We start from the raw sequence: 26,725 nt of genomic DNA, 5'->3' as shown, positions 1-26,725 counted from the left end.
TGCAATCGACAGAACGAGCAGTCAGCGGCAGGGAATGCTTGTTTACATGATCTCAATCCGTCGGCAGATTGGACCGGGCTATAGTCTGGTTCTTCGTGCTGCGCCAAGGGGCCAGCAGACGGGGGAAAGACGAGAAGTGAAACGCACATTCCGAGACACCGCGGGGGCGGCTCTCAAGACGCTGCTCGTCGGAGCACTCGCAGTCGCGGGCCTGACGTTCGCAGCACAGAGCGCGGCGGCAGCAACCGTGCAGCCGACGACAAGCGGCGTCACGTTGACCAACGCAGCTGGCGAGGCCGTCGACACGGTTTCGCCGAACCAGCCCTACAAACTGGGCTTCAGCTTCAACATGCCAACCGGCGTCGAACCGGGCGATTCGTTCGATGTGACGCTGCCAGACGGCTTCGCCGTGGCATCGACCGAAAGCGTGGCGCTCGGCCAGATCGCCACTGCTGTCCCGAACGGCACCGGAAAGGTCACGGTGACCTTCACCGACGACGCTGCCGGTGCCGCCAGCCTCTCGGGTGGCTTCGAGTACGTCATCACCTACGTGAAGATCCCAGATGAGGGCACCCCCGTCGACAACCAGGTCATCATCGGTGGCGAGACGGTGTACTTCCCCGTCGTCAAGTTCGGAGCCGCTCCCGGCGAGAACCCCATGATGATCACCAAGTGGTCGGGGAACAGCAGCGACTCGGTCAACCTCCAGCAGAAGCTGAAGCTCGATTCCTTCGCGTACGACTTCGCGTGGATCCAGCCGGCGAACAGCGGCCAGATCTTCGCGCAGTGGTTCGTGGAGCTGAACAACTGGCAGTCTGGCGAGCCCACGGCCCTGGGCCAGAACATCATCCTGAAAGACAAGCTGCAGAACCTCGGTGGCTTCGCGCCCGAGATCAAGCAGGACCCGGACGACGGACGACGGACGCTCACCGCGGCCGAGCTCGACGGCCTGCTCGCTGGCCCGTACCTGAAGGACTTCCTCACGCTCAACGTCCGCGACGGCGGCACAACGCAGTCGTTCTCCGGCCTTGCCGACAGTGAGTTCCTCACCTTCGCCGCTGACCCGGACGGTTCGACGACACTCGAGCTGCGCATCAGCGACTACCTCGCGTCGCAGGGTGTGAAGCCGAGCGACAAGGCCCAGTATGCGCTCTCCTACCGCACGGTGCTCCCGAAGATGAACGCCGAGATCAAGAACTCCGCGAGCATCACTTCCACCGAGATCGAGGGCGAGGTCGTCGACGGCGGTTGGTTCAAGTTCGTGAACGCCTCAGGTTGGGGCGAGACCGAGTTCGCCGAGCAGCCCACGACCTCTCTCATGCTCAAGAAGGAGTGGGCGGGCAAGTCCGAGGCCGGCGTGAGCGCCGGAACAGGAACCTGCCCTGCGGCGCCGCCCGCGGGCCCGCTCGACGTGCCTGCCGCGACATTCAAGCTCCTAGCGAACGGCGCACCCGCCGTCGGCCTCGACGGTGCTCTCCTAGCGGACCAGACGGTGACTCTGGAGCCCGGTACTCAGCACTACGTGTGGCGGAATCTGCCGACGCAGCTCACCCCGGGCGAGCCTGTCACGTACACGATCGAAGAGGAAGCCGTCGCCGGTTACACATCGGTTGTATCCGGGCCGTATTCGGTCGACCTCACGAAGTCGAACGCCTGCGGAGTGATCGCGGTCACGAACACGCCAACGCCGACCTCAACACCGGAACCGACGCCGACGCCGACCGCAACGCCGGAACCGACGCCGACCGCTACGCCTACGCCTACGCCTACGCCGACCGCAACACTAGAACCGACGCCAACGCCAACCGTGACGCCCGAGCCCACAGCTACGCCGACATCGACGCCCGAGCCGACCGCAACACCGGAACCAACGCCGACGCCGACGCCAACCGCGACGCCAGGGCCCACCTCGACACCAACACCGACGCCCACGCCCACGCCCACGCCAACGCCGACTCCGAAGCCCACGCCGACCGGAACGCCTGCGCCGACCCCGACGCCTGAACCGACCGCGACACCGACACCCACGCCCACCGCGACTGAGCCCGCAGTTCCTGCCCAGCCGCCGACGACCCCAGACACGCCGACGACGCAGCCGGGCAAGTCCGCGCCACCTACGCCGCAGAGCGGCGGAAGCCTCGCCACGACGGGAGGAGAGATGCCGACCTGGCTGATTCCGGCTGCGGCCCTCGTCACCCTGTCCGGCGGCGCGCTCTTCCTGCTGAAGCGGCGGCGCACCGCGCGCGACTAGTCTCCGCTGAGGAATCCAAGCAGGAAAGGCGGGTCACTCTCACGAGTGGCCCGCCTTTTCGCCTGCACAGAGACAGGGACCGCCAGAGGGGAAGCAAACACCTCGATACGAGCGAGCGACAACGTGGACGAAGCAGAGATGCCCCTCGCCGCATGGGCGAGGGGCATCTCACGGAGTCGCGACTCAGCTGTCGTAGCGCTTCTTGTAGGGGCGGTCGCCCGAGTCGCGCGACGGTCCGCGGTCTGGGGTCAGCTCGATGAGCTTGCCCGAGATGCGCGTGCCGGTCAGCTTGTCGAGCACGTCGTTCGACAGGTCGGCGGGCAGCTCGACGAGCGAGAAGCCGGGGCGGATGTCGATCGCACCGAAGTCGTCGCGGCTCAGGCCGCCCTCGTTCGCGAGCGCGCCAACGATCTGGCGGGGCTCGACCTTGTGGCGCTTGCCGACGGCGAGGCGGTACATGGCCATGGGCTTGCCGTTCGAGCGCGGGCGGCGGGGTGCACGCTCTCCGCCGCTCTCACGGCGGTCGCCCCCGCGCGAGCCACGGCTGTCGCCGCCGCCTTCGCGGTCGCGGCGCTCCTTGCGCTCCGCCTGCTCGCGCTGGTTGCGCTCGAAGCGCTCCTTGCGCTCTGCTTCCGCGTCGAGGAGCAGAGGCGTCTCGCCCTGGGCCACGATCGCGAGGGCAGCAGCGACGTCGGCTTCCGGCACGTCGTGGTGGCGCACGTAGTGCTCGATGATGTCGCGGAACTTCTCGACACGGTCGGACTGCGTGAGCGCCTCGCTGATGGCGTCGTCGAAGCGCGTGAGGCGCGTCGTGTTGACGTCGTCGACGCTGGGGAGCTGCATCTGCGTGAGCTCCTGCTTGGTCGCCTTCTCGATCTGGCCGAGCAGGTAGCGTTCGCGGGGCGTGATGAAGCTGATCGCGTCGCCGGTGCGACCGGCACGGCCCGTGCGGCCGATGCGGTGCACGTACGACTCGGTGTCGGTCGGGATGTCGAAGTTCACAACGTGGCTGATGCGCTCCACGTCGAGACCGCGGGCAGCGACGTCGGTCGCGACGAGGATGTCGAGCTTGCCCGACTTCAGCTGGTTGACGGTGCGCTCGCGCTGCACCTGAGCGACGTCGCCGTTGATGGCGGCTGCCGAGTAGCCGCGTGCGCGGAGCTTCTCGGCGAGGCCCTCCGTCTCGTTCTTCGTGCGAACGAAGATGATCATGCCTTCGAAGTTCTCGACCTCGAGGATGCGCGTGAGCGCGTCGACCTTCTGCGCGTAGCTCACGATGAGGTAGCGCTGCGTGATCGTCGACGAGGTGGTGGTCTTCGTCTTGACCGTGATCTCGGCGGGGTCGTTGAGGTACTTCTTCGAGATGCGGCGGATCTGCGACGGCATGGTCGCCGAGAACAGCGCGACCTGCTTGGTGTCCGGGGTGTCGGCGAGGATCGTCTCGACGTCTTCCGCGAAGCCCATCTTGAGCATCTCGTCGGCCTCGTCGAGGACGAGGAACTTGAGCTCGCTGAGGTCGAGCGTGCCCTTCGAGAGGTGGTCCATGATGCGACCCGGGGTGCCGACGACGATGTGCACGCCGCGACGCAGCGCGGAGAGCTGGACGCCGTAGCCCTGGCCGCCGTAGATGGGCAGCACGTGGACACCGCGCATGCGGGCCGCGTACTTCTCGAACGCCTCGCACACCTGGAGTGCGAGTTCGCGGGTCGGTGCCAGCACAAGCGCCTGAGGCGTCTTCTGGTCGACGTCGAGCTGGGAGAGGATGGGCAGCGCGAACGCGGCCGTCTTGCCGGTTCCCGTCTGCGCGAGGCCGACGACGTCGCGGCCTTCGAGGAGGGTGGGGATGGTCGCGGCCTGAATGGCGGAGGGGGTCTCGTACCCGACGTCGCTGAGGACCTTGAGTACGGGCCCGTCAAGACCGAGATCGGCGAATGTAGGCAGGGCCTGGGCCTCTTCGGAGGGAGCCTCGGCCTCGGTCTGAACGGAAGAATTGCTAGAAGTCACGCTTTAGACTAGTCGTTTCTGTAGGAATTTGGGCAGTTTCACTTCTGAGTATCGCATCAAGCACTGAGCGAAGAAGATCAGCGCGGTCTGCATCGCGCCCCCAGCGCACGAGCGCGTGGGCGTTGAGGCCGTCGATCATGCCGAGGATCTGCCAGGCGACAGCGTCCGCCTCGCGCACCCGGAACTCCCCCGTCGCGCTTCCGTCGACGAGGATGCGCGTGATGGCGGCGTGCCATCTGTCCATCTCGGCACGCACCCCCTCGGCGAGGATCTCGTTGCGCCGCCCGAGCGACCATCCGTCGACCCACACGTGCGTCACGGCATCGCGGCTGCCGTCGAGGAGGGTGCCCACGAGCAGGTCCAGCTTCTTGGATGCCGACGAGACGGGCGCGAGCTGCACTTCGAGCTCGTCGAGCTCACCTCCCACGATGGCCCTGAACGTGGAGGTGACGAGCTCGTCCATGTTGGGCTCGTAGTGTGCGACGAGGGCTGGGGCGACGCCGATTCGCGTGGCGACGGCGCGCATGGTGATACCGGCGAGCCCCTCTTCGAGGGCGAGGTCGATCGCGGCCGCGGTGATGTCGGCGCGGCGCTCTGCTGCTGGCTTCCTGATGGCTCTTGACACGATGTCCCGAGTCTACGTACTCTTCGAGCACTTGTTGATCACATGATCAACAATGCTCGCTTCGAGTTCTGGAGGACCGGATATGGCCTGGAAGATGCCCGCCGAGACGGCACCGCACGATCGCACGTGGATGGCCTTCCCCCGCGAGGGGATCACGCTCGGCGACACGGCCGCGCAGCGCGAGGCCGGCTACGCGGCCTGGACCGCGGTCGCGCACGCCGTCGCGCGCTTCGAACCCGTCACGATGGTCGTCGATCCCAGCGAGCTGCATCGCGCCCGCCGGATGCTCGGCGAGGAGATCGAGATCCTCGAGGCACCCCTCGACGAGTTCTGGATGCGCGACATCGGCCCGACCTTCGTCACCGACGACGAACGGCCCGGCGTCCTCGGCGCCGTCGACTGGATCTTCAACGGCTGGGGCGCGCCGGCGTGGGCCGAGTGGCAGAAGTCGGCGGGGATCGGCCGCTTCGTCGCAGAGGCTAGCGGTGCTGAGCTCGTGAGCTCGCTGCTCGTCAACGAGGGCGGCGGCATCCATGTCGACGGCGAGGGCACGCTGCTCGCGACGGAGACCGTGCAGCTCGATCCGCGACGCAACCCGCTCGCCGACAAGTCGCGCGTCGAGGCCGAGTTCGCGAGGACGCTCGGCGCGACGCACACCATCTGGCTGCCGCGGGGGCTCACCCGCGACTACGACGAGTTCGGCACGAACGGGCACGTCGACATCGTCGCGACCCTCACCGCACCTGGCACGCTCCTCCTGCACGAGCAGCTCGACCCCGAGCATCCGGACCACGAGGTGGTCGCCGGCCTGCGCGAGCACCTCGCGGGCCAGCGGGATGCCGCGGGGCGGGAACTCGAGATCGTCGGCATCCCGGCGCCGAGCACGCTCCGCGATGAGGAGGGCTTCGTCGACTGGAGCTACGTCAACCACCTCGTCACGAACGATGGCGTCGTCGCGTGCGGCTTCGACGACGAGGCGGCGGATGCGCGGGCGCGCGAGGTGCTCGAGTCGGTCTACCCCGGCCGCACGGTCGTGTCGGTGGATGCCCGTGAGCTGTTCGCGCGCGGGGGCGGCATCCACTGCATCACCCAGCAGCAGCCCACGCTCGGGGGTGCACGGTGAGCTTCGACGTGGTCGAGGCGCCGATCGCGCAGCTGCGGGCCGCGCTCGAGGACGGGTGCGCGACGAGCGCCGGCCTGGTCGAGGCCTACCTGGAGAGGATCGCGGCCTACGACGCGAGCGGTCCGAAGCTCAACGCGGTCGTCGTCCAGAACCCGGATGCGCTCGAGGAGGCTCGCGCCTCGGACCGGCGCCGCGCGGCGGGGCGCCTGCTCGGCCCGCTCGACGGCATCCCCTACACGGTGAAGGATAGCTACCTCGTCGAGGGCCTGACCGCGGCGTCCGGGAGCCCCGCCTTCGCGGGCCTCGTCGCGCAGCGCGACGCGTTCACGATCGAGCGCCTCCGCGCTGGGGGTGCGATCTGCCTCGGGCTCACGAACATGCCGCCGATGGCGAATGGCGGCATGCAGCGCGGCGTGTACGGCCGCGCCGAGAGCCCGTACAACGCCGCGTTCCTGACGAGCGCGTTCGGCTCCGGCTCCTCGAACGGCTCGGGAACCGCGACGGCGGCGAGCTTCGCGGCGTTCGGTCTCGGCGAGGAGACGTGGTCGAGCGGTCGGGCCCCGGCTTCGAACAACGCGCTCTGCGCGTACACGCCATCACGGGGCGTGATCTCGGTGCGCGGCAACTGGCCGCTCGTCCCGACGATGGACGTCGTCGTCCCCCACGCCCGCTCCATGGCCGACCTCCTCGAGGTGCTCGACGTGGTGGTGGCCGACGATGCGCAGACGCGAGGCGACTTCTGGCGCGCGCAGCCGTGGGTGCGCATCCCTCCCGTCTCGGAGGTGCGTCCCGCCTCGTATGTCGCCCTCCTCCCGTCGAACCAGGCGGATGCGCGTGCCGGCCTCGCGAGCACCCGCATCGGCGTGCCCCGCATGTACATCAACGCCGACCCGGACGCGGGAACGTCGTCCGAGCCGGGTATCGGCGGTCCGACCGGCCAGAAGATCGACACGCGTCGATCCATCGTCGAGCTCTGGGAGGCGGCGCGGGCCGACCTCGAGGCGGCGGGCGCGACCGTCGTCGAGGTCGACTTCCCTGTCGTGTCGAACTACGAGGGCGACCGGCCGGGAGCTCCGAAGATCCACACGCGCGGGCTCGTCTCCCCTGAGTACCTCAAGCGCGAGATCGTCGACCTGTCGGCATGGGGATGGGAGGACTTCCTCGCGGCGAATGCCGACCCGCAGCTCAACTCCCTGACCCAGGTCGACGGCTCGCGCATCTTCCCGCACCCCGAGGGGGCACTCCCTGACCGCTACACGGGCTTCGACGACGACATCGCCACCTACCCGGACCACGTGCGCGAGCATCCGGTCGCCTCGTTCGCCGACATCCCGGAGCTCGCCGCCGGCGTGCGCGGCCTCGAGGAGACTCGGCGGGTCGACCTCGAGGAGTGGATGCTCGCCCAGCGCCTCGACGCTGTCGCCTTCCCGGCGGTGGCCGACGTGGGCCCAGCCGACATGGACGTCGACGTGGCCTCAGCCGACCTGGGCTGGCGCAACGGCGTCTGGGTCGCGAACGGGAACCTCGCCATCCGCCACCTGGGCATCCCCACCGTGACCGTGCCGATGGGCACGATGGCGGACATCGGGATGCCCGTTGGGCTCACCTTCGCGGGGAGGGCCTACGACGACACGGCACTCCTCCGCCTCGCCGCAGCCTTCGAGGCGACGGGCGAACGCCGCACGGAGCCGCCGCGCACGCCGCGGCTCTGACGCCTCGCCGCGCCTCGGTCCCGACAGAGTTGTGGCCCGGTGCGCCTCCCGAATCCGGGAAGCGCACCGGGCCACAACTTCGTGCGACAGGGTGGCGGCAGGGCGCGGCTCGCGGTCGCTACGCCTCGACCTTCTCGTCCTCGACGGCGTCGGCCTTCTTCACGACCAGCGTCTTGGCCTGATCGAACTCGGCATCGATCTCGGGGTCGCGCTTGTACGTGAGGAGGCTGACGACGACCGAGGCGATGAGGCTGACGACGACGCCAGGAACGATCTCGTAGAGGTCGGTCCCGAGGGCGGACCAGGCGAACACGGTGATCGTGCCCGCGACCATGCCCGCGAGCGCTCCCCAGTTGGTGAGCTTGCGCCAGTAGAGGCTGAGGATGACGGCGGGGCCGAAGGCCGCACCGAAGCCGGCCCAGGCGAAGCCGACGAGGCTGAGGATGGTGCCGGTCCGGTCGAAGGCCAGGACGCCCGCGACGACCGCGACGGCGAACACGCACGTGCGACCGAGGATCACGAGCTTCCGAGCGGAGGGCTGCCTCTTCGCGATGACCATGTACAGGTCCTCGACGAGCGCCGACGAGCACACGATGAGCTGGCTCGACATCGTGCTCATGATGGCGGCGAGGACAGCGGCGAGGATGAAGCCGCTCACGATGGGGTGGAACATGACCTGCGCCATGACCAGCGTGACCGCCTCGGGGTCGCTCAGCTCGATGCCGTTGCGCTGGATGTAGGCGACGCCCACGATTCCTGCCGTGACGGCTCCGACCATGGAGAGCGTCATCCAGGACATGCCGATCCGGCGTCCCGCCTTCGCCGAGCCCGGGTCGCGCATCGCCATGAACCGGACGATGATGTGCGGCTGGCCGAAGTAGCCGAGGCCCCAGGCGAGTGCCGAGACGATGGCGAGCGTGGTCACCCAGTCGAGTCCGTCGCCGGGGATGAGCCCCGTGTGCTCGATGCCGGACGCGACGATGGCCTCGGAGACGCCGCCGAAGCCCCCGAGCGTGAAGATGGCGACGACGGGGATCAGGACAAGCGCGAGCATCATCATGAGCCCCTGCACGACGTCGGTGAATGACGCCCCGAGGAACCCGCCGAAGAGGGTGTAGAGCAGCGTGACGCCCGTGACGAGGAGCATCCCGACCAGGTAGTCGCCGCCGAATGATCCCTCGAAGAACACGCCGCCGGCGACCATGCCGGACGAGATGTAGAAGGTGAAGAAGATGAGGATCACGACGCCGCTGACGATGCGGAGGAGGCGCGAGCGGTCGCGCAGGCGGTTCTCGAAGAAGCTCGGGATGGTGATGGAGTTCTTCGCCACCTCCGTGTAGGCGCGGAGGCGCGGGGCGACGAAGCGCCAGTTGAGGTAGGCGCCGATCGTGAGGCCGATGGCGATCCAGGCCTCGATGAGTCCGGAGATGTAGATGGCTCCGGGGAGTCCCATCATGAGCCAGCCGGACATGTCGGAGGCCCCGGCGCTGAGCGCCGCGGTGCCCGGGCTGAGGTTGCGGCCGCCGAGCATGTAATCCTCGTGGTCCTTGGTCTGGCGGAACGCGTAGAGCCCAATGCCCACCATCGCCGCGAAGTAGATCGCGAGGGCGATGAGCTGGAAGGTCAGATCGGACATCGGCATTGACTCCTTCTGGAAGCGACGCGTCGACCCCGGTGGATACGCGTCCTTTCCAGTGTTGCTGGCGTGATTGCGGACGAATAGCGAAGATAGTCGAAACGAACTCATCGATGAAATCGAAAGGTGGTGCAAGATGTGGGACCTCCGCCGCCTCCGCCTGCTGCGTGAGCTGCAGCTGCGTGGCACCATCACCGCCGTCGCGGCCTCGCTCAACTTCAGCGCGTCGACCGTCTCGCACCAGCTGGCACAGCTGCAGCGCGAGGTGGGCGTTCCCCTGCTCGTGCAGGATGGCAGGCGCGTGCGGCTGACGCCGCAGGGGGTGACACTCGCCGAGCACGCCGCGCGTGTGCTCGACCTGGAGACCCGCGCTCGCGATGAGCTCGCAGCGATGCGCACGGGCACCGAGCGGGTGCGGGTGGCCGCACTGGAATCCGTCGTCCGCGCGCTGCTCCCCCGGGCCCTGACGCTCCTGGAGCAGACCCGTCCGGACATCCGGGTCGAAGTGGACGCCGTCTCACCTGAGGAGGGGCTCTTCGAACTCGAGGCGCACCGGTACGACCTCGTGGTCGCCGAGGAGTATCCAGGCCACACCAGGCCCCACGCGGAGGGCATCGAGCGTGAGGTCCTCGGGTTCGACGCGATCTCGCTCGCGACCGCCGGAACGTCTGGAGCCACCTCGATCGCCGACTTCCGCGGTAGCCCCTGGGTGATGGAGCCCCCGGGCACCGCCGCGCGTGACTGGGCGGAGCAGCAGTGCAGGGCGGCGGGATTCGAACCGGAAGTGCGGTACGTGGCCAGTGACCTGCACACGCACCTGCGCCTCATCGCCGCGGGTCACGCGGTTGGCCTCGTCTCCGAGCTCGTGGGTGCCGCATCTGGCGGCGGGCTGCGCTTCCTGGACCTCCCGGGGCGGCCCCACCGGGATATCTTCACGGCGACGCGTGGGGCGCTCCGCGATCGAGACAGCGTGCGTCTCGTCAGGGATGCGCTTGGCACCGCGTTCTCGGAGCTCGTCGCGGCAGGCGCCGCGACGGAACCCGGCGTGCCGGACTGAGCCGACCATCCGGCCCCGCAATGCGTCGTTAGTGCTTCTCGACGCCGGGAGCTTCTGCGGTCGCGGCCGCCTTGGGCTTCTTCGGCAGGATGCGTCCGACGAGCAGCGTGATGCCGACGACGACCAGGCCGACGACGAGACCGACGATGGCGGAGATGAGCGTGTCGACGAGCCAGACGACGACGGCACCGGCGTTCATGAGGGCGTGCTCGATCTCGTGCAGCAGGTCTGCAGGCGCGTGCCAGCCGACCTCGCCGACGTTGATGATGACGAGGTGGCCGCCCACCCAGAGCATCGCGACGGTTCCGACGATGCTGATGACCCGGAAGACGGCGGGCATGGAGCGCACGATGCGCACGCCGAGGTGGCGGGTGCGGCGGTCGCGGCGGGTCGCCATGTGCAGGCCGACGTCGTCGATCTTGACGAGCAGCGCCACGGCGCCGTAGACGAGGGCCGTCATGGCGAGCGCGATGACGACGAGGGCCGCCAAGCGCATCCAGAACCCCAGCTCGGGGTCGAGGTTCGACAGCGAGATGAGCATGATCTCGGTCGAGAGGATCAGGTCGGTGCGCACCGCTCCCGAGACGAGCTTCTTCTCGTCACGCGGATGGTCCTCGTCGAGCGCGTGATGGTGGCCGAACCACTCGGTGACCTTCTCCGCGCCCTCGAAGCACAGGTACACGCCGCCGACGATGAGGAGGTAGGGCAGCACCCAGGGCGCGAAGGCCGTCAGCAGCAGCGCGATCGGGATGATGATCACGAACTTGTTGAAGAGGCTGCCCTTGGCGATGTTCCACACCACCGGCAGCTCCCGTGCTGGCGTGATGCCCTGCACGTACTGCGGCGTGACGGCGGCGTCGTCGATGACGACTCCCGCCGACTTCGCCGAGGCCTTCAGCGCAGCGGTGAGGATGTCGTCGACGACGGCGAGCAGTCCAACGGGCACGGTGTTCTCCTTGGTGTTCTGGTGCAGCGCGGAACGCGGCAGACAGAGCTTACCCGCGGTGTGCGAGAGCAGGGAGGTCAGGACGGATGCGCGTTCAGGCTTCTCGGGAGCTCCGGCGGGATCGCCGCGAGGAGCTGCTTCGTGTACTCCTCCTTCGGGGCGCCGAAGATCTCGTCGGCAGGGGCATGCTCGACGATTCGCCCGCGCTGCATGACGAGCACATCGTGACTCATCTCCTCGACGATCGCGAGGTCGTGCGCGATGAAGAGGTAGCTGAGCGAGAGCTCGTCCTGCAGCCTGCGCAGCAGCTCGAGGACGCGGGACTGGATGGACACATCCAGAGACGCCGTCGACTCGTCGAGGATGACGATGTCGGGCTCGAGCGCGAGTGCCCTGGCGATCGAGACCCGCTGCCGCTGCCCGCCGGAGAGCTCGTGCGGATACCGGCCGATGAAGTCCCGCGGCAGCTCGACGAGGTCGAAGAGCTCGTCGATGCGCACGGAACGCGAACCGCCAGCGGGGAGGCGGTGGACGCGCAACGGCTCGGCGACCGACTGGCCGACGGACATGCGGGGGTCGAGCGAGGAGAACGGGTCCTGGAAGACCATCGCGATGCGGCGCCGCAGCTGGTTGTCGGCCTTGAGCACATCGAGGCCCTCGAGCGTCGCTGTGCCGCCCGTCGGCTTGACGAGGCCGGTGAGCGCGTTCGCGATGGTCGACTTCCCGGAGCCAGACTCGCCGACGATGCCGAGCGTCGTCCCCTGGCGCAGCTCGAACGAGACGCCGTCGACGGCGTGCACGTGGCTGCGGCCCTTGGGGGTCTGGATGGGGAAGCGCACGTCGAGCTCGGAGACCCGGAGGATCGTCGTCGCGTCCGGCCTCGCTGGGGTGGGCTTCGCCTTGCCGAGCCGGGGCCTCGCTGCGAGCAGCTCCCTGGTGTACGGATGCCGTGGGGCCGTGACGAGGTCGATGGCGCTGCGCCGTTCGACGGCCTCGCCGTGGCGCATCACGAGCACCTCGTCCGCGACCTGCGAGATGACTCCCATGTCGTGGCTGATCCAGATGACGGCGGTGCCGTGCTCATGCTGGAGCGTGCGGACGAGATCGATGATCTGCGCCTGCGTGGTCACATCGAGGGCGGTGGTCGGCTCGTCGGCGACGAGCAGGCCGGGGTCGCAGGAGAGCGCGATGGCGATCATGACGCGCTGCCGCTGCCCGCCGGAGAGCTCGTGCGGGTAGGCGTCGAAGCGAGCTTCGGGCTCTGGGATGCCGACGGATTCGAGGAGCTCGATGGCTTTCGTGCGCGCGGCGCGGCGCGAGAGGCGTCGGTGCGTCTCGAGCGACTCGGTCAGCTGCCGGCCGAGGGTGAGCAGCGGGTTGAGCGAGGTGCTCGGGTCCTGGAAGACGAAGCCGATCCCGTTGCCGTGCACGCTCCGCAGGGTTCGAGCGGATGCGCCGATCAGCTCAACCTGCCCGAGCTTCTGGTCGTTGAGCGTGCTGGTGCCCGTGACGCGGGCGCCTGGCGCGTCGAGGAGTCCGGTGGCGGCGAGGACGGTCATCGACTTCCCCGATCCGGACTCCCCCACGATGCCGAGCGTTCCGCCCGGCTCGATCGAGAAGTCGATCCCGCGGACGATGTCCTTGCGGCCGATGGAGACCCGCAGGTCGGCGACGCGGAGCGCTGGAGCGGTCATCGCTTCCTCCTTGACTCGATGAGGGTGCGCTGCTTGGGGTCGAGGACGTCGCGCATCCCGTCGCCGAGCAGGTTGAAGGAGAGCGCCGTGATGAAGATCGCGACGCCGGGGAAGAGGCTCATCCACCAGGCCTGGCTGATGAAGCCCTGCGCGGCGAAGAGCATGCCACCCCAGGAGGGGGCCGGCGGCTGGATGCCGAGGCCGAGGAAGGAGAGGGCCGATTCGGCGAGGATCGCGAAGGCCAGGGAGAGCGAGGTCTGCACGATGATCGGGCCGGTGATGTTGGGCAGCACGTGGCGGCCGAGGATGCTCGCCCATGGCGTGCCCATCGTGCGGGAGACCTGGACGTACGGCTCGACACGGACGGAGAGCGTGCTCGCTCGGGCGACCCTCGCGAAGATCGGCGTGTAGACGATGCCGATCGCGAGCATGGTCGTCGCGAGTCCTGGCGCGAGGATCGCGACGATGGCGAGCGCGAGCAGGAGCACGGGGAACGCGAACATGACGTCGACGAGGCGCATGAGCACGGTGTCGAGGAGTCCACCCGCGTAGCCGGAGATGACGCCGACCAGCACGCCGACGACGAACGCAAATGCGACGGACACGAACGCCACCTGCAGGGAGACGCCCGACGCGATCATCACGCGGCTCAGCACGTCCCGTCCGAGGTCGTCGGTGCCGAACCAGTGCGCGGCGCTCGGCGGCTGGAGCTGGTTCGCGACGTCGACGTCGTTGACGCCGTATGGCGCGATCCAGGGACCGAGCAGGGCGACGAACACGACGATGAAGAGGAGCACCGCGCTGACGACCGTCACGGGGTTGCTGAGGAGGAGGCGCCAGGCGGCGACGCGGGTGCGTTCCTCCGGTGCGGGCGGGCCGGATTCCGCCTGCCGCGTGGCTTCTGGGTTCTGTGCGGTCATGAGAGCCGGATCCTCGGGTCGACGAGCGCGTAGAGCACATCCACGATGAAGTTCACGGCGAGGAACATCACGGCGATGAGCAACACGGAGCCCTGGATGAGCGGGTAATCGCGGGAGGAGACGGCGTCGTAGACGAGGCGTCCGAGCCCTGGCCAGGCGAAGACGACCTCGACGACGATGACGCCGCCGAGGATCGTCGCGAGCTGGATGCCGGCGATCGTGAGGACGGGCACGAGCGCGTTCCTGACGATGTGGCGCATCGTCACCGTCCACGCCGAGAGTCCCTTGGACTTCGCGGTGCGGACGTACCCCATGGACGCCACCTCGAGCACGGCCGAGCGGATGTAGCGGGTCATGATGGCGCCAGCGACGAGGCCGACGGTGAGGCCGGGCAGGAGCACGTGCCTGGCCCAGTCGCCAGGGTCATCGCCGATCGACGAGTAGCCGCTCGAGGGGAGCCAGCCGAGCGTCGACGAGAACAGCCCGATGAGCAGCATGCCCATCCAGAAGTCCGGAATCGAGACGCCGAACTGGCTCGTGACGCGGATGACGCCGTCGCTCACGCGCCCTTCCCGCAGCGCCGACCAGATGCCGGCGGGCACGGAGATGAGGAGCGCGATCACGAGCCCGACGCCGGCCAGCGAGAGCGTCGCCGGCAGGCGCTCGAGCAGCGTCGTCGTCACGGCGTCGCCGTTGCGGAAGCTCACGCCGAGGTTGCCCGTGAGCGCGTTGCCGACGTAGGAGAAGAACTGCTCGAGGATGGGCCGGTCGAGTCCGGACGCCGCCCGGAGCGCGTCGTACGCCTCCTGCGTGTACCTCGTGCCGAGCGCCAGCCGAACTGGGTCGCCCGGCACGAAGTGCACGAGGGAGAAGACGACGACGAGCACTCCGAGCAGCACGATCGCCGAGTAGAGCAGGCGCCAGCCGAGGAACGCGGCGATGGAGCCGAACGACATTCTCATTGGGTTTTCCCCTCGTGGACCCTGTGTCCTGGGTTGTTGTCTTGCTGTGTTGCCGTCTCGCCCGGTTGCTGGGCGGGGCGGGCTACGGGGTCAGCGTGGCGTCGCGGAACCGCGTCGCCCGGTCAGCGCGCGCCTCGTAGTCGCCGAGGGTCGGGCTCCACACCTGGATCACCGACGGGTTGTACAGGTAGATGTAGCTGGCGTCGTCGGCGATGATCGTCGCGGCCTGCGCGTACAGCTCCTTGCGCGCAGCCTGGTCGGTCTCCGTGCGGGCCGAGTCGAGCAGCGCGTCGACCTCCGGGTTGGAGTACTTCTGGGCGTTGCTGCCGCCGTCGCTGTGGTGCTGCGAGTAGTAGAAGTCGTCCGGGTCGATGTTGCCGAGCCAGCCCATCATGAGCATGTCGAAGTTGCCGGAGTTCTGCTCGTCGAGCCAGGTCGAGAAGTCGGGCTGCCTGATCTCGACGGTGATGCCGAGCGGCTCGAGGTTGGATGCGATGATCTGCGCGGCCGTGACGGTCTCGGGGTACTCGCTCGTCGCGAGCAGGTCGAGCGTTCCGCCGGTGAAGCCGGCCTCGCTGAGGAGCCGCTTCGACTCCTCGATGTCGGTCGAGTACTTGTCGTACTCCGTGTACCAGATGCTGTCCTGCGGGATGGCGAGCTGGTTGGCCTCGGCGGTGCCGTAGCTGACCGCCTGCACGATGGCGTCGCGGTCGATGGCGTAGGCGATGGCCTGGCGGACGCGTGGGTCCTGCCACTGCTCCTTGCCCTCGTTGAGTGCCAGGTACCAGTAGTCGCTCGACGGGTTCTGCCCCAGCTCGATGGACTCGTCGCCGCTGAGTTCCTCGACCTGCTGCGCGGGGACGACGTCGGTCCACTGGATCTCACCGCTCTTGAGTGCGGCGAGCGCCGTCGAGGGCTCCGAGATGAACTGGAACTCGACGCCGCCGATGCTCGGGGCACCGTCCCAGTAGTCGGGGTTGGCGGCGAGCTCGATACGGTCGCCGCTCGTGTAGCTCGCGAGGGAGAAGGGGCCGGTGCCGACGGGCGCGTTCGCGATCTCGCCGGATTCGACGTTGGACTGCTCGACGATCGCCATGCCCTTGAACCCGCCGAGGTTGGAGAGCAGGTTCGGGGTCGGCTGCGAGACGGTGATGACGACCGTCGAGTCGTCGGGCGCCTCGACGTTCGTGACGGCGTCGAACTTCCACGCGTTGGCGAGCTCGTCGTCGATGATGCGGTTATACGAGTAGACGACGTCCTCGCTCGTGAAGTCGGAGCCGTCGTGGAAGGTGACGCCGTCGCGCAGCGTGAAGGTCCAGGTCAGCTGGTCGTCGCTGGTCTCCCAGGACTCCGCGAGCGCGGGCTGCATCTCGAGGTTCTCGTCGGGTTCGACGAGGGTGTCGTAGACGTTCTCGAGCACCTGGAACGAGAAGTAGGAGGACGTCTTGTGGGGGTCGAGCTGGTCGGGTTCCCCGCCGATGGCCGCGTGGAGCACTTCGCCTTCGACGGCGTCTCCGCCACCGAGGTCGACGCTCTCGCCGGCCGAGCATCCGCTCAAGACGAGGAGCGCGCCGATGGCCGCGGCTCCGATCCCTGCACTTCGTCGTTGCATGATGCACTCCACTTCGTTCATTTTCGTGAATGTTTCATCAGTATGTGGCACGCTTGGGCGAGGTACAAGGCCGCAGGGCGGCCGAAACAGGATCGTCACAAACGATTCCAGTGCCCGGGGTTCCCCCCTCGAGGCGCGCTGCTGAGACGAGGACGAGCATGACCTTCACACTGCTGGCACGCGATCGCACGGCGGGCCTCCTCGGCGCCGTGACCGCAAGCCGATCCCTCGCGGTGGGCAACGCCGTGCTCGCCATCGATCCGACCGTGGGGGTCGTCGCCAGCCAGGCGTGGACCAACAGAGCCCTGCGCGGCCGCATGCTCGACGCCCTGGCGGCCGGCGAATCGCCCGACGCCGTCGTCGGCCGCATCGCCGAATGGGACGAGGCTCCCCAATACCGACAGACGGCGGCACTCGACCTGAGCGGACGCACGGGCGCGTGGGTGGGCGACCTCACGAGCCCCTGGACGGGGCAGCGCCACGGCGCAGGCTACGTGACCGTCGGCAACCTGCTCACCGGGCCAGAAGTGCTCGACGCCATCGCCGACTCCTTTGAGCGCAGCGCCCCGGAACCCGGGTCCCCCGAGCTCGAGCAGACGACCGCGATCGCCGTGTTCGCGAGACGACTGCTCGTCGCGCTGCACGCCGGCCAGAGCGCAGGCGGGGACGCGCGAGGCCGGCAAAGCGCGGCGATCCTCGTCGCCACCAGTCAGGAACGTCGCATCCACCCGCCGGAGCTCGCGGTCGACCTGCGCGTCGACGACCACACCCACCCGGTCGACGAGCTCGACCGCCTGCTCGAGCTGCGCATCCACGACCTTCATGAGGCGCTGGTCTCGAGCTCGTCCGTCGACGCCGAGCCGGAGAGCTCCCGCAGGGGCGAGGGCTCGACGCAGGCCTAGCGCTCGAAGGGGCTCACGGCTCCGATCACGACCGTCTCGCCGTCGTGCTCGTTCGACCACCAGTGGGCGGTCGAGCAGGCGTAGGTCGCGGTGTCCCCCGCCTCGAGGACAACCCGCTCCTCGCCGTGCACCACCATGAGGCGACCCGAGAGCACGGTGACGCTCTCCGTTCCGATATGCCGGAACGGGCGGCCCGCGTTCGTGAAGCGCGGCGGCAGCACGGACCGGATGAGCTGCAGCGTCGACTCGCTGCGGGGCGTCAGCAGCTCACGGACCGCGCGCTCGTCCTCCGGGACATCGGTGGGAGTCGGCAATCGCAGCCGTCGGTCGTGGGTGACCACGGCGAAGTCGGGTGCCGGCGGTTCCAGGAGCTGCGTGATGGGCACGCCGAGCGCGGTCGCCAGTCGCTGGATCGAGCCGAGCGACGGATTGCCGATGCCGCGCTCGAGCTGGCTGATGAGCCCGAGGCTCACCCCCGCCTGCTTCGCGAGCGCGTGCACGGAGAGGTCGAGGCGCTTGCGGCCGGCACGGACCGCGAGCCCGAGCGAGGTGACCGCGAACTGCTCTTCGTCCTCGGATCCTCGCGGGTCTGCCATGCCGCGAGTCTACCGACGCAGCTTGCCTAGGCTGGGTGCATGCGTGATCGTGCGGTTCCCAATCTCCCCTCGAGGCACTTCGACGGCACGCAGCTGAACCTGATCGGAGCATCGTGAGCAACCGCCCCATCGCCCAGCTGCCAGGTGCCGCCCGGATGCTCTGCCTCAGCCGCCGCAGCGGCGAGCTCTGCACGCGTCGAGCGGGCCACGCCGGCCTCCACAACCGGACGGGGTCGAGCATCCTCTGGAGCGATATCGACGCGGACGCACCCCGGTGCCCGGCGAGTGGGTCGGCCGCGGTTCCGGCGCCGAGACTCCCGGACGGCTACCCCAACGGCCGAGCTCTGTGCGGCGTCTGCTTCGCATTCGTCACGCTCGACGACGGTGCCCTGTCGGCACACGACTCGTGGCGCGGCGATGAGTCACGCGAAGAGGCCGACCGACGCCGAGAGTGGATGAACACGCACGGCTGGTGAGCCTCGCACGGCGCGGGCGCGCAGTCCCCTCGCCTCCATCGCGGGCCCACCGACTGGCTAGGATCTCGTGACAGGCCGAGCAACGCCCGAGGCGGCCCCTCCCCGACTCCCCTGATCCCCGACTCCCCCGACGACTTGGAGCGCGCCCATGAGCGGCCGAAGCGAAGACCCCTCGACGTCGACGTCGATCTCCCCCTGGAAGCGTTTCTGGGAGCGCGGCGGCTGGTGGAAGGCGACGCTGCTCGTCGTCGTCTACTACGCGCTCTACCAGCTCGGGGGCTTCCTCTTCGTGCCCTTCAGGGGCGACCCTGCACCCGGCTCCGCCTCCGCGCTGCTCTTCGACTACATCCTGCCGATCGCGTTCGGCGGTGCGCTGCTCGTCGCCTTCGCGCTCTCGCTGGGCTGGCTGCGAGAGCTGTTCGCGCGGCAGCCGATCAACGGCAGGGGGTGGATGTGGATCGGCGTCGCCGTCGTCCTGGTCTTCAACGTGCTCCGCTTCGCGTCGCTCGACTACGCGGCGGCCGGGCTCGATGTCGTAGCTGCCTGGCTGGTCGCCGGCCTCTGCATCGGCTTCGCCGAGGAGGTGCTGACACGCGGCTACGTCGTGAATCTCATGCGCAAGGCCGGCCACTCGGAGCTCGCGACCGCGCTCGTCTCGGCCGCGCTGTTCGCGGGACTGCACTCGGGGAACCTGCTCGGCGGGCAGAGCCTCCTGGCGACGGGCATCCAGGTCGTCTACACGTTCGCGTTCGGCATCTGCATGTACCTCACGCTGCGGGTCACGGGGCACCTCATCTGGCCGATCCTCTTGCACGCGAGCACCGACCCGAGCATCTTCCTGCTGACCACGCACCCGGGGGACGGACCTCTTGCGACGTTCGCCGGATTCGGGAACATCCCGGTCATCCTCTTCGGCCTCGTGGCGATCATCTTCATCCGCGGACGAGTCACTCCGCCCGCGGTTCCGCGGCTGCCCGCAGGTGCGCCTCGCGACTGACGGCGCGGACCCTCATCGCGAGCTGAAGTCAAGGGGTCTGGAAACTCCAGGGGCGCCTGCGACGCTCAACCGGAACACACCGGGAGCCCACATGACTTCGATCTGGCACGACACCACCGCTCGCCCCATCACGGACCCCTCCGACGAGTTGCCGAGCAGAAGCGACGTCATCGTCGCGGGCGCCGGCATCGCGGGACTGACCGCGGCGGTCCTCCTCAGCGAGGCCGGGCTGAAGGTCACCCTCGTCGAGGCGCGCACCATCGCAGCGCTCGCGACGGGGAACACCACCGCGAAGTTCTCGCTGTTGCAGGGATCGCAGCTCTCCAGCGTGCGACAGAAGCGCGGCCACGAGATCGCGGCGGCCTATGTCGAGGCAAACAGGCTCGGACTCGACTGGACGGCAGCGTTCTGCGCCGAGGAGGGCGTGGGCTGGCAGACGAGGCCGGCCGTGAACTTCGCCACGACGAGGTCCGGGGCGAGAAAGGTCGACGAGGAGCGTGCAGTCGCCGAAGAGCTCGGGCTGCCCGTCGAGACCGGCGGACACCACGGGCTGCCCTTCACGGTCGAGAACTTCTTCGCGGTTCCCGGCAACGGGCAGCTCGACCCGTACGAGCTGTCGATCGCGCTCGTCGCCAGGGCTCGCCGGGCAGGCGCGAAGGTCGTGGAGGGCCTGACCGTCACCGCCGCGTCCCAGCACAAGGCGCACGTCGAGGTGCAGGCGACGAAGGCACCGAACGCCGACCTCGTCTCGTTCTCCGCATCGCACCTCATCCTCGCCACCGGCTTCCCCGCGCTCGACCGCGGCCTGCACTTCGCGCGCCTCACCGCCCACCGCTCGCACCTCGTGTCATTCAGATCGGAACGCGAGGTGCCGACTGGCATGTACCTGTCGATGGACTCGGGCGGCCACTCGTACCGACAGTTCCGTCGCGGCGGTGACGACTACCTGCTCGTCGGCGGGGCAGGACACCAGGTCGGGGCTTCCATCTCGTCACGAGCGCTCGTCGACGCCCTCATCGCCCAGGCCCACGAGCGCTTCCCCGGCCTCAGCGAGACCCATCGGTGGGCGGCCCAGGACTACACGAACGTCGACGCGACGCCGCTGTCCGGCCCCATCGACCCGCGCGACGACCGCATCCTCGCCGTGACCGGGTTCGCGAAGTGGGGCATGACCAACGGCGTCGCGGCCGCCCACGACCTCGCTGCACGCATCCTCGGAGGACGGGCCGAGTGGATGAAGACCCTCTTCGATCGTGCCCCCAGCGCGAAGGGCACCCTGGGGCTCGCTGAGCGCGGCGCACACACCGCGGCCAGGCTGACGAGCGAATGGGGCAAGGCGCTGAGTCACACCGACGACGCGCCACCCGCGGAGGGCGAGGGGCGCGTCGGTCGGGACGGAGTGCATCCGGTCGCGACGAGCACCCTCGGCGGGACCACGCGCACCGTCTCGGCCGTGTGCCCGCACCTGGGAGGCGTCGTCGTGTGGAACGACGAGTCCTGCTCGTGGGACTGCCCCCTGCACGCTTCACGCTTCGAGGCGGACGGGACGCGGATCGAGGGGCCAGCCACGACGGGCCTGGCCCGTGTTCCCTAGTCGACGGCGTCAGCTTTCTCGAACTTCCCCTTGAGCTCGTCGAGGTCCAGAGCATCCGTGGTGACCTGCTTCTTGTCGTCGTAGACGTCCCGGTCGATCTCGTTGGTGGCGTTGGCGACGAGCATGGCGACGAAGGTGTCGCCGTTGACGTTGAGGAAGGTGCGGAAGATGCCCGCGAACCAGTCGACGGCGATGAGGAGGCCGACGGCCTCGAACGGGAGGCCGAGCGAGGTGGCCAGGAACATGGCGACGACGGGGAAGCCGCCCGGCACGGTGATGGTGCCCATGTTCAGGAGGATGGCGAGGGCCATGCCGAGCACGATCGTCCCGAAGTCGAGGGTGATGCCGCCCGACTGCGCGAGGAACATGACGACGATCATGTAGTTGAGCACGGCGCCGTATGACCCCATCGTGAGGCCGACGGAGAGCGTGAAGTTGGCGACGGGCTGGCTGACGCCGACCTTCTCGATCGCCGTCTTCAGCACCGTCGGGTAGGTGACGGCCGAGCTGGTCGTCGTGATGGCGATCATCGTCTGATCGCTGAGCTTGGCGGGAAGCCGCGCGGGGTTGAGCCCAGTTCGCAGCCACACGACGACCACGAAGAGCACGAGCAGGACGAGCACCCCGATGAGCGTCGAGCCCAGGTACTTGAGTCCGCTCGTCACGACGGCGAACCCGACGGTGCCCGCGAGGTTCGCGAGGAGACAGAAGACGCCGATCGGCGCGATGAGCATGACGAAGCGGATCATCGTGAGGACGATCTGCTGGATCTGGTCGAAGAAGTCCAGCACCAGGCGGTTGCCGGTCTTGGCGATGAAGGCGTTGAGCGCGACGCCGAACAGCAGCGAGAAGATGATGATCGGCACCATCGTGGCCGTCGACATGGCCGCGAAGATGTTCGTGGAGACGAAGTTCACGACCGTCTCCTGCCAGCCCGTGGCCTCGGCCGCGGACTCCTGCAGCGCTGGGTCGACCGCGGCGGAGAAGTCGATGCCGGCTCCGGGCTGGAGCACGGCGCTGATGCACCAGGCGAGGATCGCGGCGACGACGGAGAAGCCGATCATCCACGTGAAGGTGCGGGCGGCCATCCGACCCATGCCCGAGCCGCTCATGGCCCCGGTCGCGACGATGACCGAGGTCATGACGAGCGGCACGATGGCCATCTGGATGAGCCGGATGAAGAGGTCGCCGACGAACTTGAGGTTCGCCGCCCACTCGCCCACGAGCAGACCGAACACGATGCCGAGGATGGCAGCGGACCCGATCTGGAGGGCGGGGTTCTTCAGGGTTCTCTTCACGGTGTCCTCCGGGCGACTGACGGTGAGCGGCGCAGAGCTGCGTCGGTGCGACCCAAGCTAGGGCCGCCAGAAGCCGCATCTCAGCGAATTGGTAGGACCGTTACACGCTGTTCACGTGGCGCCTCAGGCCGTAACACGCTCTTTACAGGAGCGGCCGCCTCCCGCCGCGAATGGGCCTCAAGTGCGTGCCACACTGAGGATGTGGTGACGGTCGCCACACCGCTCACGCGAGAACAGGTGGCCCCGTGACTGACACGACCGACCGAGCCCTCGGCCCGCTTCCCCGCACGCGGGCGCTCATCGCGGACGACATCGTGCTCCACTTGGAACGCCTGATCGTCGGGGGCGATCTCGAGCCGGGGGCACCGCTGCCCGCGGAGCGGACCCTGGCGCTCGAGCTCGGTGTCTCGCGCAACGCGCTCAGGGAAGCCCTGACGCGACTCGAGGGCCTGGGCCTGCTCGAGCGCCGCCACGGGAGCGCCAATCGCGTCAGCCGCGCTATCCCCCTCACCGCCACGCTTGCCGGCAGGCTCCAGGCGGTGCAGGCGGACTACGACCACTCGGCGGAGTTCCGCGCCCTCGTGGAACCGCGCATCGCGCGGCTCGCGGCCGAGCGCATCGACCGGGAGCAGCTGACGACGCTCGGAGAGCTGCTCGCGCGCTCGGCCGACGAGACGGATGCCGACCTCTCCGCCAGACTGGACATCGCCTTCCACACGGCCATCGCCCAGGCCACCGCGAACCCCCTGCTCGCGACGCTCGGCGAGCTGACGGCGTCCTGGACCGTCGAGGCACGCGTGCTCTCGCACCTCGAGGGGGAAGGACGCAGGGTCTCCCACGAGGGCCACTCGCGCATCTTCGCCGCCCTCTCCGCTCGCGACTCGGAAGCGGCCGAGTACGCCATGCGCATCCACCTCTCGGAGATCCGGGACGTGATCGAGCAGGCTCGGAGCGAGGATGCTCACGCGACGCGCCCACAGCAGTAGGAGGTCAGCACGACCGTTCTGGTCCAACCAATTTCAGCTCGTCGAAGACCTGAGCGTAGACAGAGCGCCTCCGCCCTGGACCGCGAAAAGGCCCCGAATCCCTTGCAATTGCCATTGCCATTGCCATTGCTTCACGCGAAGCTGATCAAAGAGCAATGACCCGAGGCAAGTTTCGCCTCGGATCATTGCCTTTTTCCGCTCGTCTCATCCCGGGGTGGTCAGATCACAAGAGTGGATCGTGCCCCTTTGCTTGCTTCAACTGAGCACGCCGTGCAGCGCGCCGAGTGAGGTAGACCGCAAGAAGCACAGCCGACAGCACGGCAAGCGCGACTGCACTCCACGCGTAATTCCACGCGTTGGGCACGTCGCCGGGATGCTCGATTTCTTCAAACAAGATCCAAGCCAAGCACGCTATGAGGAGCGCCGCTGCGCCGCTGGCGATTTCGCTATAAAGGAGCATTCGTAGCCAGCTACGAGGTTTTTCATCTTGCGACCATACGTTGCATCTCGACTCAGGCTCCAGTTGCAGTGGTGTACACCAACGCCAGCGTCCCAGGAGTTGGTGCGGTTCTGGCGGAACCGTTCGAGGTTCCAAGTCCCAGCGAAGGCGTTTCCGAAGGCGTGGCAGTCGAACTGCTGGCGCAGCGTCGCTTTGCTCTTCAGTGTGTTTCCCACTGATGGGCTGCAGCCGATAACCTCGGACCACCCAGCGCCAGGCGCTGACCCGTGCAGCGCCAACGATAGGATCGAACCATTAGCCACCTCCTGGGTGGATGTGCTGAGCAGACCGGAGTAGCGATGCCCAAGCCCACGTGCGAAGACGGTCTTTCCCCACGCAAGATTGAGGCGCTTCAGAAACTTGCCGCGAAGAACTTCGGACGGTTCGCCATCACTGTTCAGCACATGTCTGCCGAAGCCCAGATCAAGCTGATTCAGCAGTTACCCGAGTTCCGCAAGCTGGCGACGGAAGCCGTCAGCTCGATGGAGAAGTCCTATAAGGCAGCCCTGGACTCGATCGATGGGGACGCGAAGCCAGTTCACGACCACTACGGAGCGTTGGTGAGCGCACTGTCCAAGCGACTGGATCAGCCGGATCTGACGCGAGAAGACGAGCGCTGGTTTCTCCAGATGATGGCCGAAGCGGTGTCTGCTGAGGTCAGAATGGTTGCCGAGAACAGAAACGCCAAGGTTGCGATGTTCGGGAAAGCCATTTTGGGTACGGCTGTCGTAGCGGTCGCAGTGGTCGTTGCCGTCGCGGGCGGAACAGCCGGCTTCAACCAAGGAGACTCTGATTCTGCATAGTTCGCGGCTATGAATCAGCCTCGGCAGCCCCGTGACCACGCGAGCTGTCGACTTGGTGCGCACGGCGGCCGAATGAAGGTCCGCCCGCGTCGGGCCTGATGAGTCTCCAGATCACCCAGGTCTACCCGAGCCGATGAGCGGGAATAGGATCAGGGTTCGATCAAAGACGAACGCAAGGGGTCGCCGTGGGCGCAGGCAGCGAAGCACAGAACCGGACCGTCAAGGACTGGCTCACCAGCATCGACTGGGGACAGCTCCGACTCCCGAGCTTTCAGCGCGGCGTCGCCTGGGACGCCAAGCGTGTTGCATCGATGCTGAACACGATCATTCATGACCTGCCGCTCGGTGTTGCTCTTGTCTTGAACGTCGGCGACGAGGAGCAGTTCGTCTCTCGCCCCCTGGTCTCTGCGCCGGATACCAACGAGCTCCCTCGTGAGCACCTTCTCGATGGGCAGCAGCGCCTCACAGCTCTCTACCGCGCGCTCCGTGACAACGACCCGTCGATCACCTACTTCGTTCATTTCCCAGAGCTGGACGAGGACCCGCGCAACGACGATGAAGACGAGAGCGTCGCCTGGTACCGCCGTTGGCAGATCCGTGAAGTGGCCTATCCGCTGTGGGTGGACTCCCCGGCCGAGTGCCTCCGTCGAGGCCTCGTGCCCGTGCGCCTCCTCGATCCAGCGAATGACGAATCGGCGACCTGGGTCGAGGCCGCAACAGCACACCTCGAGCCCGGTGAGGAGATCACTGATATTGCCGAATACAAGGCCCTCTCGGCGGAACTCAGCACATCCCGTGAGAATCTCAAGAAGCTGATCAACGCGAAGCGCGAGATCGTTAGCTACTTCAACCTCCCCTTTCTCCGACTTCCTGCGACGACAAGCAAGGAGATCGCACTCAGTGTGTTCGTGAACATGAACACCAACGCGAAGCCCCTGAGCGCGTACGACATCGTGGTCGCTGAGCTCGAAGCCGCAACAGGCGAGCGTCTCAAGGAGATGGAAGCCAAACTCAATGCAGAGATTCCTCGGTTGGCGCGTTATCTGGCCCTCGACAACGCGGTCCTGCAGACGCAGGCCCTGCTTCAGGGTAAGGCTCCGAACCAGCGCGGGTACTTCGATATGGACTACACGGTGTTCGTCGAGAACTGGTCCAGGATGACGCAGGGGTTGCGCCGCGCGGTCGAGACGATCGAGTCCCTGCGCATCTACGACGGTGAGCGTCTGCCCACGGCGATCCCGATACCCGTCATCGCGGCCCTGCTCGCTGATGAACCGGCGACTGGCGATCGGCGAGGTCAGGTCGATCAGATAATGCGCCGCTATGCGTGGCGCGCATTCTTCACCGGCAGGTATGAGTCGACGGCGGCCTCACGAGCAGCCGCAGACCACAAGGGTCTGGCTCAGCGGCTGAGTGGTGACGAGAACGCGGTCGTGCCGGTCTTCAATGAAGACCTCTTTCCGCTGCCGACTGACAGCGAGCTCAGGACCGCGAAGTGGCCCAAGGGCCAGGGGTCACTTGCCCGCGCGATTCTCGCTGCAACGAACTACTTCGGAGCCCGGGACTTCGCTGACGACACGGCGCTGTCCGCCGAGAACGTGGCACGCCGCGAGTATCACCATGTGTTCCCGAACAAACTGCTCGACGAGGCAGACCTAGATCCGATGAAGGCACTGAACTGCGTGCTCATCACGTGGAAGACGAATCGGTCCATAGGTCGCCTCGATCCCATCACCTACTTAAAGAAGCGCGCCGAGAACGCGCTGGATCCTCGAGAGATCACAGAGCGACTCGAATCGCACCTGGTGCCTTACGCCACGCTGGCTCAAGCGGGCCCGTATGTGCAAGCCGCCGGACCTGAACTCCGCCAAGTCGTGCAACCTGACTACGACGCCTATCTTGATCAGCGGGCCGTCTACGTGCGTGAATTCATGATCGCCGTCTGCGCCGGACGCCTTCCTCACCTGAGGGACATCCTCGACAGCCTGACGCTTCATGAAGAACACGTCGACGGCTCCACGAGCTGACGGTC

General features: G+C 67.7%; 21 protein-coding genes. 11 read left to right on the top strand and 10 right to left on the bottom strand.

From position 1 onward, the window contains the following. The first annotated feature begins 136 nt into the window (after positions 1 to 136). Entirely contained in the window at positions 137 to 2,251 is a 2,115-nt protein-coding gene (locus tag C5E06_RS02830; protein WP_104305924.1) for an Ig-like domain-containing protein, read from the top strand. A 183-nt stretch (positions 2,252 to 2,434) separates the two neighbouring features. On the opposite strand, the gene C5E06_RS02825 is transcribed toward C5E06_RS02830, so the two are convergent. After that, positions 2,435 to 4,255: a DEAD/DEAH box helicase gene (locus tag C5E06_RS02825; RefSeq protein WP_104242849.1), complete on the bottom strand. Its 1,821-nt coding sequence runs from the start codon at positions 4,253 to 4,255 to the stop codon at positions 2,435 to 2,437. After that, on the bottom strand, positions 4,245 to 4,880 hold the full coding sequence (locus C5E06_RS02820) for a TetR/AcrR family transcriptional regulator (protein ID WP_104299611.1): 636 nt from the start codon (positions 4,878 to 4,880) through the stop codon (positions 4,245 to 4,247). The genes C5E06_RS02825 and C5E06_RS02820 overlap by 11 nt, the downstream gene beginning before the upstream one ends. 82 nt (positions 4,881 to 4,962) lie before the next feature. Here C5E06_RS02820 and C5E06_RS02815 point away from each other — a divergent pair, with 82 nt between their 5' ends. Next, positions 4,963 to 6,003, top strand: coding sequence for an agmatine/peptidylarginine deiminase (locus C5E06_RS02815; protein ID WP_104305923.1), 1,041 nt, complete (start codon positions 4,963 to 4,965; stop codon positions 6,001 to 6,003). After that, complete coding sequence (locus tag C5E06_RS02810) at positions 6,000 to 7,715, top strand: amidase (RefSeq protein WP_104305922.1); 1,716 nt, start codon at positions 6,000 to 6,002, stop codon at positions 7,713 to 7,715. Before C5E06_RS02815 ends, C5E06_RS02810 begins: the two co-directional genes overlap by 4 nt. 118 nt (positions 7,716 to 7,833) lie before the next feature. On the opposite strand, the gene putP is transcribed toward C5E06_RS02810, so the two are convergent. Continuing rightward, positions 7,834 to 9,351 (bottom strand): sodium/proline symporter PutP, encoded by a 1,518-nt coding sequence (putP, locus tag C5E06_RS02805; protein ID WP_104242857.1) that lies wholly within the window; start codon positions 9,349 to 9,351, stop codon positions 7,834 to 7,836. A 136-nt stretch (positions 9,352 to 9,487) separates the two neighbouring features. Here putP and C5E06_RS02800 point away from each other — a divergent pair, with 136 nt between their 5' ends. Next, positions 9,488 to 10,408, top strand: coding sequence for a LysR substrate-binding domain-containing protein (locus C5E06_RS02800; RefSeq protein ID WP_104242859.1), 921 nt, complete (start codon positions 9,488 to 9,490; stop codon positions 10,406 to 10,408). Between the two features lie 28 nt (positions 10,409 to 10,436). Here C5E06_RS02800 and C5E06_RS02795 read toward each other — a convergent pair whose 3' ends face one another. From C5E06_RS02795 to C5E06_RS02775, 5 genes are all read right to left on the bottom strand, one after another. Beyond that, the gene (locus C5E06_RS02795) at positions 10,437 to 11,354 is read right to left on the bottom strand and encodes a DUF808 domain-containing protein (protein ID WP_104242861.1); all 918 of its coding nucleotides are present in this window, start codon (positions 11,352 to 11,354) and stop codon (positions 10,437 to 10,439) included. A gap of 77 nt (positions 11,355 to 11,431) precedes the next feature. Continuing rightward, the gene (locus C5E06_RS02790; RefSeq protein WP_104305921.1) at positions 11,432 to 13,048 is read right to left on the bottom strand and encodes an ABC transporter ATP-binding protein; all 1,617 of its coding nucleotides are present in this window, start codon (positions 13,046 to 13,048) and stop codon (positions 11,432 to 11,434) included. Beyond that, entirely contained in the window at positions 13,045 to 13,968 is a 924-nt protein-coding gene (locus C5E06_RS02785) for an ABC transporter permease (protein WP_104305920.1), read from the bottom strand. Before C5E06_RS02785 ends, C5E06_RS02790 begins: the two co-directional genes overlap by 4 nt. Beyond that, positions 13,965 to 14,930 carry an ABC transporter permease gene (locus tag C5E06_RS02780; RefSeq protein WP_104305919.1) on the bottom strand — a complete coding sequence of 322 codons (966 nt, stop codon included), beginning with the start codon at positions 14,928 to 14,930 and terminating at the stop codon, positions 13,965 to 13,967. The genes C5E06_RS02785 and C5E06_RS02780 overlap by 4 nt, the downstream gene beginning before the upstream one ends. Before the next feature lie 82 nt (positions 14,931 to 15,012). Continuing rightward, the gene (locus C5E06_RS02775) at positions 15,013 to 16,542 is read right to left on the bottom strand and encodes an ABC transporter substrate-binding protein (protein ID WP_104305939.1); all 1,530 of its coding nucleotides are present in this window, start codon (positions 16,540 to 16,542) and stop codon (positions 15,013 to 15,015) included. Between the two features lie 158 nt (positions 16,543 to 16,700). Between C5E06_RS02775 and C5E06_RS02770 the strand changes: the two genes are divergently transcribed. Then, positions 16,701 to 17,444 carry a DUF1028 domain-containing protein gene (locus C5E06_RS02770; RefSeq protein ID WP_104299619.1) on the top strand — a complete coding sequence of 248 codons (744 nt, stop codon included), beginning with the start codon at positions 16,701 to 16,703 and terminating at the stop codon, positions 17,442 to 17,444. Here C5E06_RS02770 and C5E06_RS02765 read toward each other — a convergent pair. Then, entirely contained in the window at positions 17,441 to 18,040 is a 600-nt protein-coding gene (locus C5E06_RS02765) for a helix-turn-helix domain-containing protein (RefSeq protein WP_104242870.1), read from the bottom strand. The genes C5E06_RS02770 and C5E06_RS02765 overlap by 4 nt on opposite strands. Before the next feature lie 113 nt (positions 18,041 to 18,153). Between C5E06_RS02765 and C5E06_RS02760 the strand changes: the two genes are divergently transcribed. The 3 genes from C5E06_RS02760 to C5E06_RS19155 all read left to right on the top strand — a co-directional run bounded on the left by C5E06_RS02760 (position 18,154) and on the right by C5E06_RS19155 (position 21,107). Continuing rightward, positions 18,154 to 18,516, top strand: a complete 363-nt coding sequence (locus C5E06_RS02760; RefSeq protein WP_258063343.1) for a hypothetical protein — start codon at positions 18,154 to 18,156, stop codon at positions 18,514 to 18,516. A 148-nt stretch (positions 18,517 to 18,664) separates the two neighbouring features. Then, positions 18,665 to 19,513, top strand: a complete 849-nt coding sequence (locus C5E06_RS02755; RefSeq protein ID WP_104305918.1) for a CPBP family intramembrane glutamic endopeptidase — start codon at positions 18,665 to 18,667, stop codon at positions 19,511 to 19,513. Positions 19,514 to 19,604: 91 nt separating this feature from the next. Beyond that, complete coding sequence (locus C5E06_RS19155; protein ID WP_181062872.1) at positions 19,605 to 21,107, top strand: FAD-dependent oxidoreductase; 1,503 nt, start codon at positions 19,605 to 19,607, stop codon at positions 21,105 to 21,107. Here the strand turns inward: C5E06_RS19155 and C5E06_RS02745 are convergent. Beyond that, complete coding sequence (locus tag C5E06_RS02745; protein WP_104305917.1) at positions 21,104 to 22,405, bottom strand: dicarboxylate/amino acid:cation symporter; 1,302 nt, start codon at positions 22,403 to 22,405, stop codon at positions 21,104 to 21,106. The genes C5E06_RS19155 and C5E06_RS02745 overlap by 4 nt on opposite strands. A gap of 245 nt (positions 22,406 to 22,650) precedes the next feature. Between C5E06_RS02745 and C5E06_RS02740 the strand changes: the two genes are divergently transcribed. The 3 genes from C5E06_RS02740 (at position 22,651) to C5E06_RS02725 (ending at position 26,720) form a co-directional block, all read left to right on the top strand. Further along, complete coding sequence (locus C5E06_RS02740; RefSeq protein ID WP_104305916.1) at positions 22,651 to 23,391, top strand: FadR/GntR family transcriptional regulator; 741 nt, start codon at positions 22,651 to 22,653, stop codon at positions 23,389 to 23,391. Positions 23,392 to 24,189: 798 nt separating this feature from the next. Beyond that, positions 24,190 to 24,693, top strand: a complete 504-nt coding sequence (locus C5E06_RS02730; RefSeq protein WP_104305914.1) for a hypothetical protein — start codon at positions 24,190 to 24,192, stop codon at positions 24,691 to 24,693. A gap of 185 nt (positions 24,694 to 24,878) precedes the next feature. Then, the gene (locus C5E06_RS02725) at positions 24,879 to 26,720 is read left to right on the top strand and encodes a DUF262 domain-containing protein (protein WP_181062871.1); all 1,842 of its coding nucleotides are present in this window, start codon (positions 24,879 to 24,881) and stop codon (positions 26,718 to 26,720) included. The last annotated feature ends 5 nt before the right edge of the window (positions 26,721 to 26,725 follow it).

The organism is Pseudoclavibacter sp. RFBI5, from assembly GCF_002931395.1.
Classification (GTDB): domain Bacteria; phylum Actinomycetota; class Actinomycetes; order Actinomycetales; family Microbacteriaceae; genus Pseudoclavibacter.
This window is presented reverse-complemented; position numbering and strand designations above follow the sequence as displayed.

Bases quoted from the DNA above. Each gene is read 5' to 3' on its own strand.
- C5E06_RS02770 (WP_104299619.1), top strand. From the start codon at position 16,701: ATGACCTTCACACTGCTGGCACGCGATCGCACGGCGGGCCTCCTCGGC.
- C5E06_RS02785 (WP_104305920.1), bottom strand. From the start codon at position 13,968: ATGACCGCACAGAACCCAGAAGCCACGCGGCAGGCGGAATCCGGCCCG.
- C5E06_RS02775 (WP_104305939.1), bottom strand. From the start codon at position 16,542: ATGCAACGACGAAGTGCAGGGATCGGAGCCGCGGCCATCGGCGCGCTC.
- C5E06_RS02790 (WP_104305921.1), bottom strand. From the start codon at position 13,048: ATGACCGCTCCAGCGCTCCGCGTCGCCGACCTGCGGGTCTCCATCGGC.
- C5E06_RS02815 (WP_104305923.1), top strand. From the start codon at position 4,963: ATGGCCTGGAAGATGCCCGCCGAGACGGCACCGCACGATCGCACGTGG.
- C5E06_RS02755 (WP_104305918.1), top strand. From the start codon at position 18,665: ATGAGCGGCCGAAGCGAAGACCCCTCGACGTCGACGTCGATCTCCCCC.
- C5E06_RS19155 (WP_181062872.1), top strand. From the start codon at position 19,605: ATGACTTCGATCTGGCACGACACCACCGCTCGCCCCATCACGGACCCC.
- putP (WP_104242857.1), bottom strand. From the start codon at position 9,351: ATGTCCGATCTGACCTTCCAGCTCATCGCCCTCGCGATCTACTTCGCG.
- C5E06_RS02730 (WP_104305914.1), top strand. From the start codon at position 24,190: ATGCCCAAGCCCACGTGCGAAGACGGTCTTTCCCCACGCAAGATTGAG.
- C5E06_RS02780 (WP_104305919.1), bottom strand. From the start codon at position 14,930: ATGAGAATGTCGTTCGGCTCCATCGCCGCGTTCCTCGGCTGGCGCCTG.
- C5E06_RS02765 (WP_104242870.1), bottom strand. From the start codon at position 18,040: ATGGCAGACCCGCGAGGATCCGAGGACGAAGAGCAGTTCGCGGTCACC.
- C5E06_RS02800 (WP_104242859.1), top strand. From the start codon at position 9,488: ATGTGGGACCTCCGCCGCCTCCGCCTGCTGCGTGAGCTGCAGCTGCGT.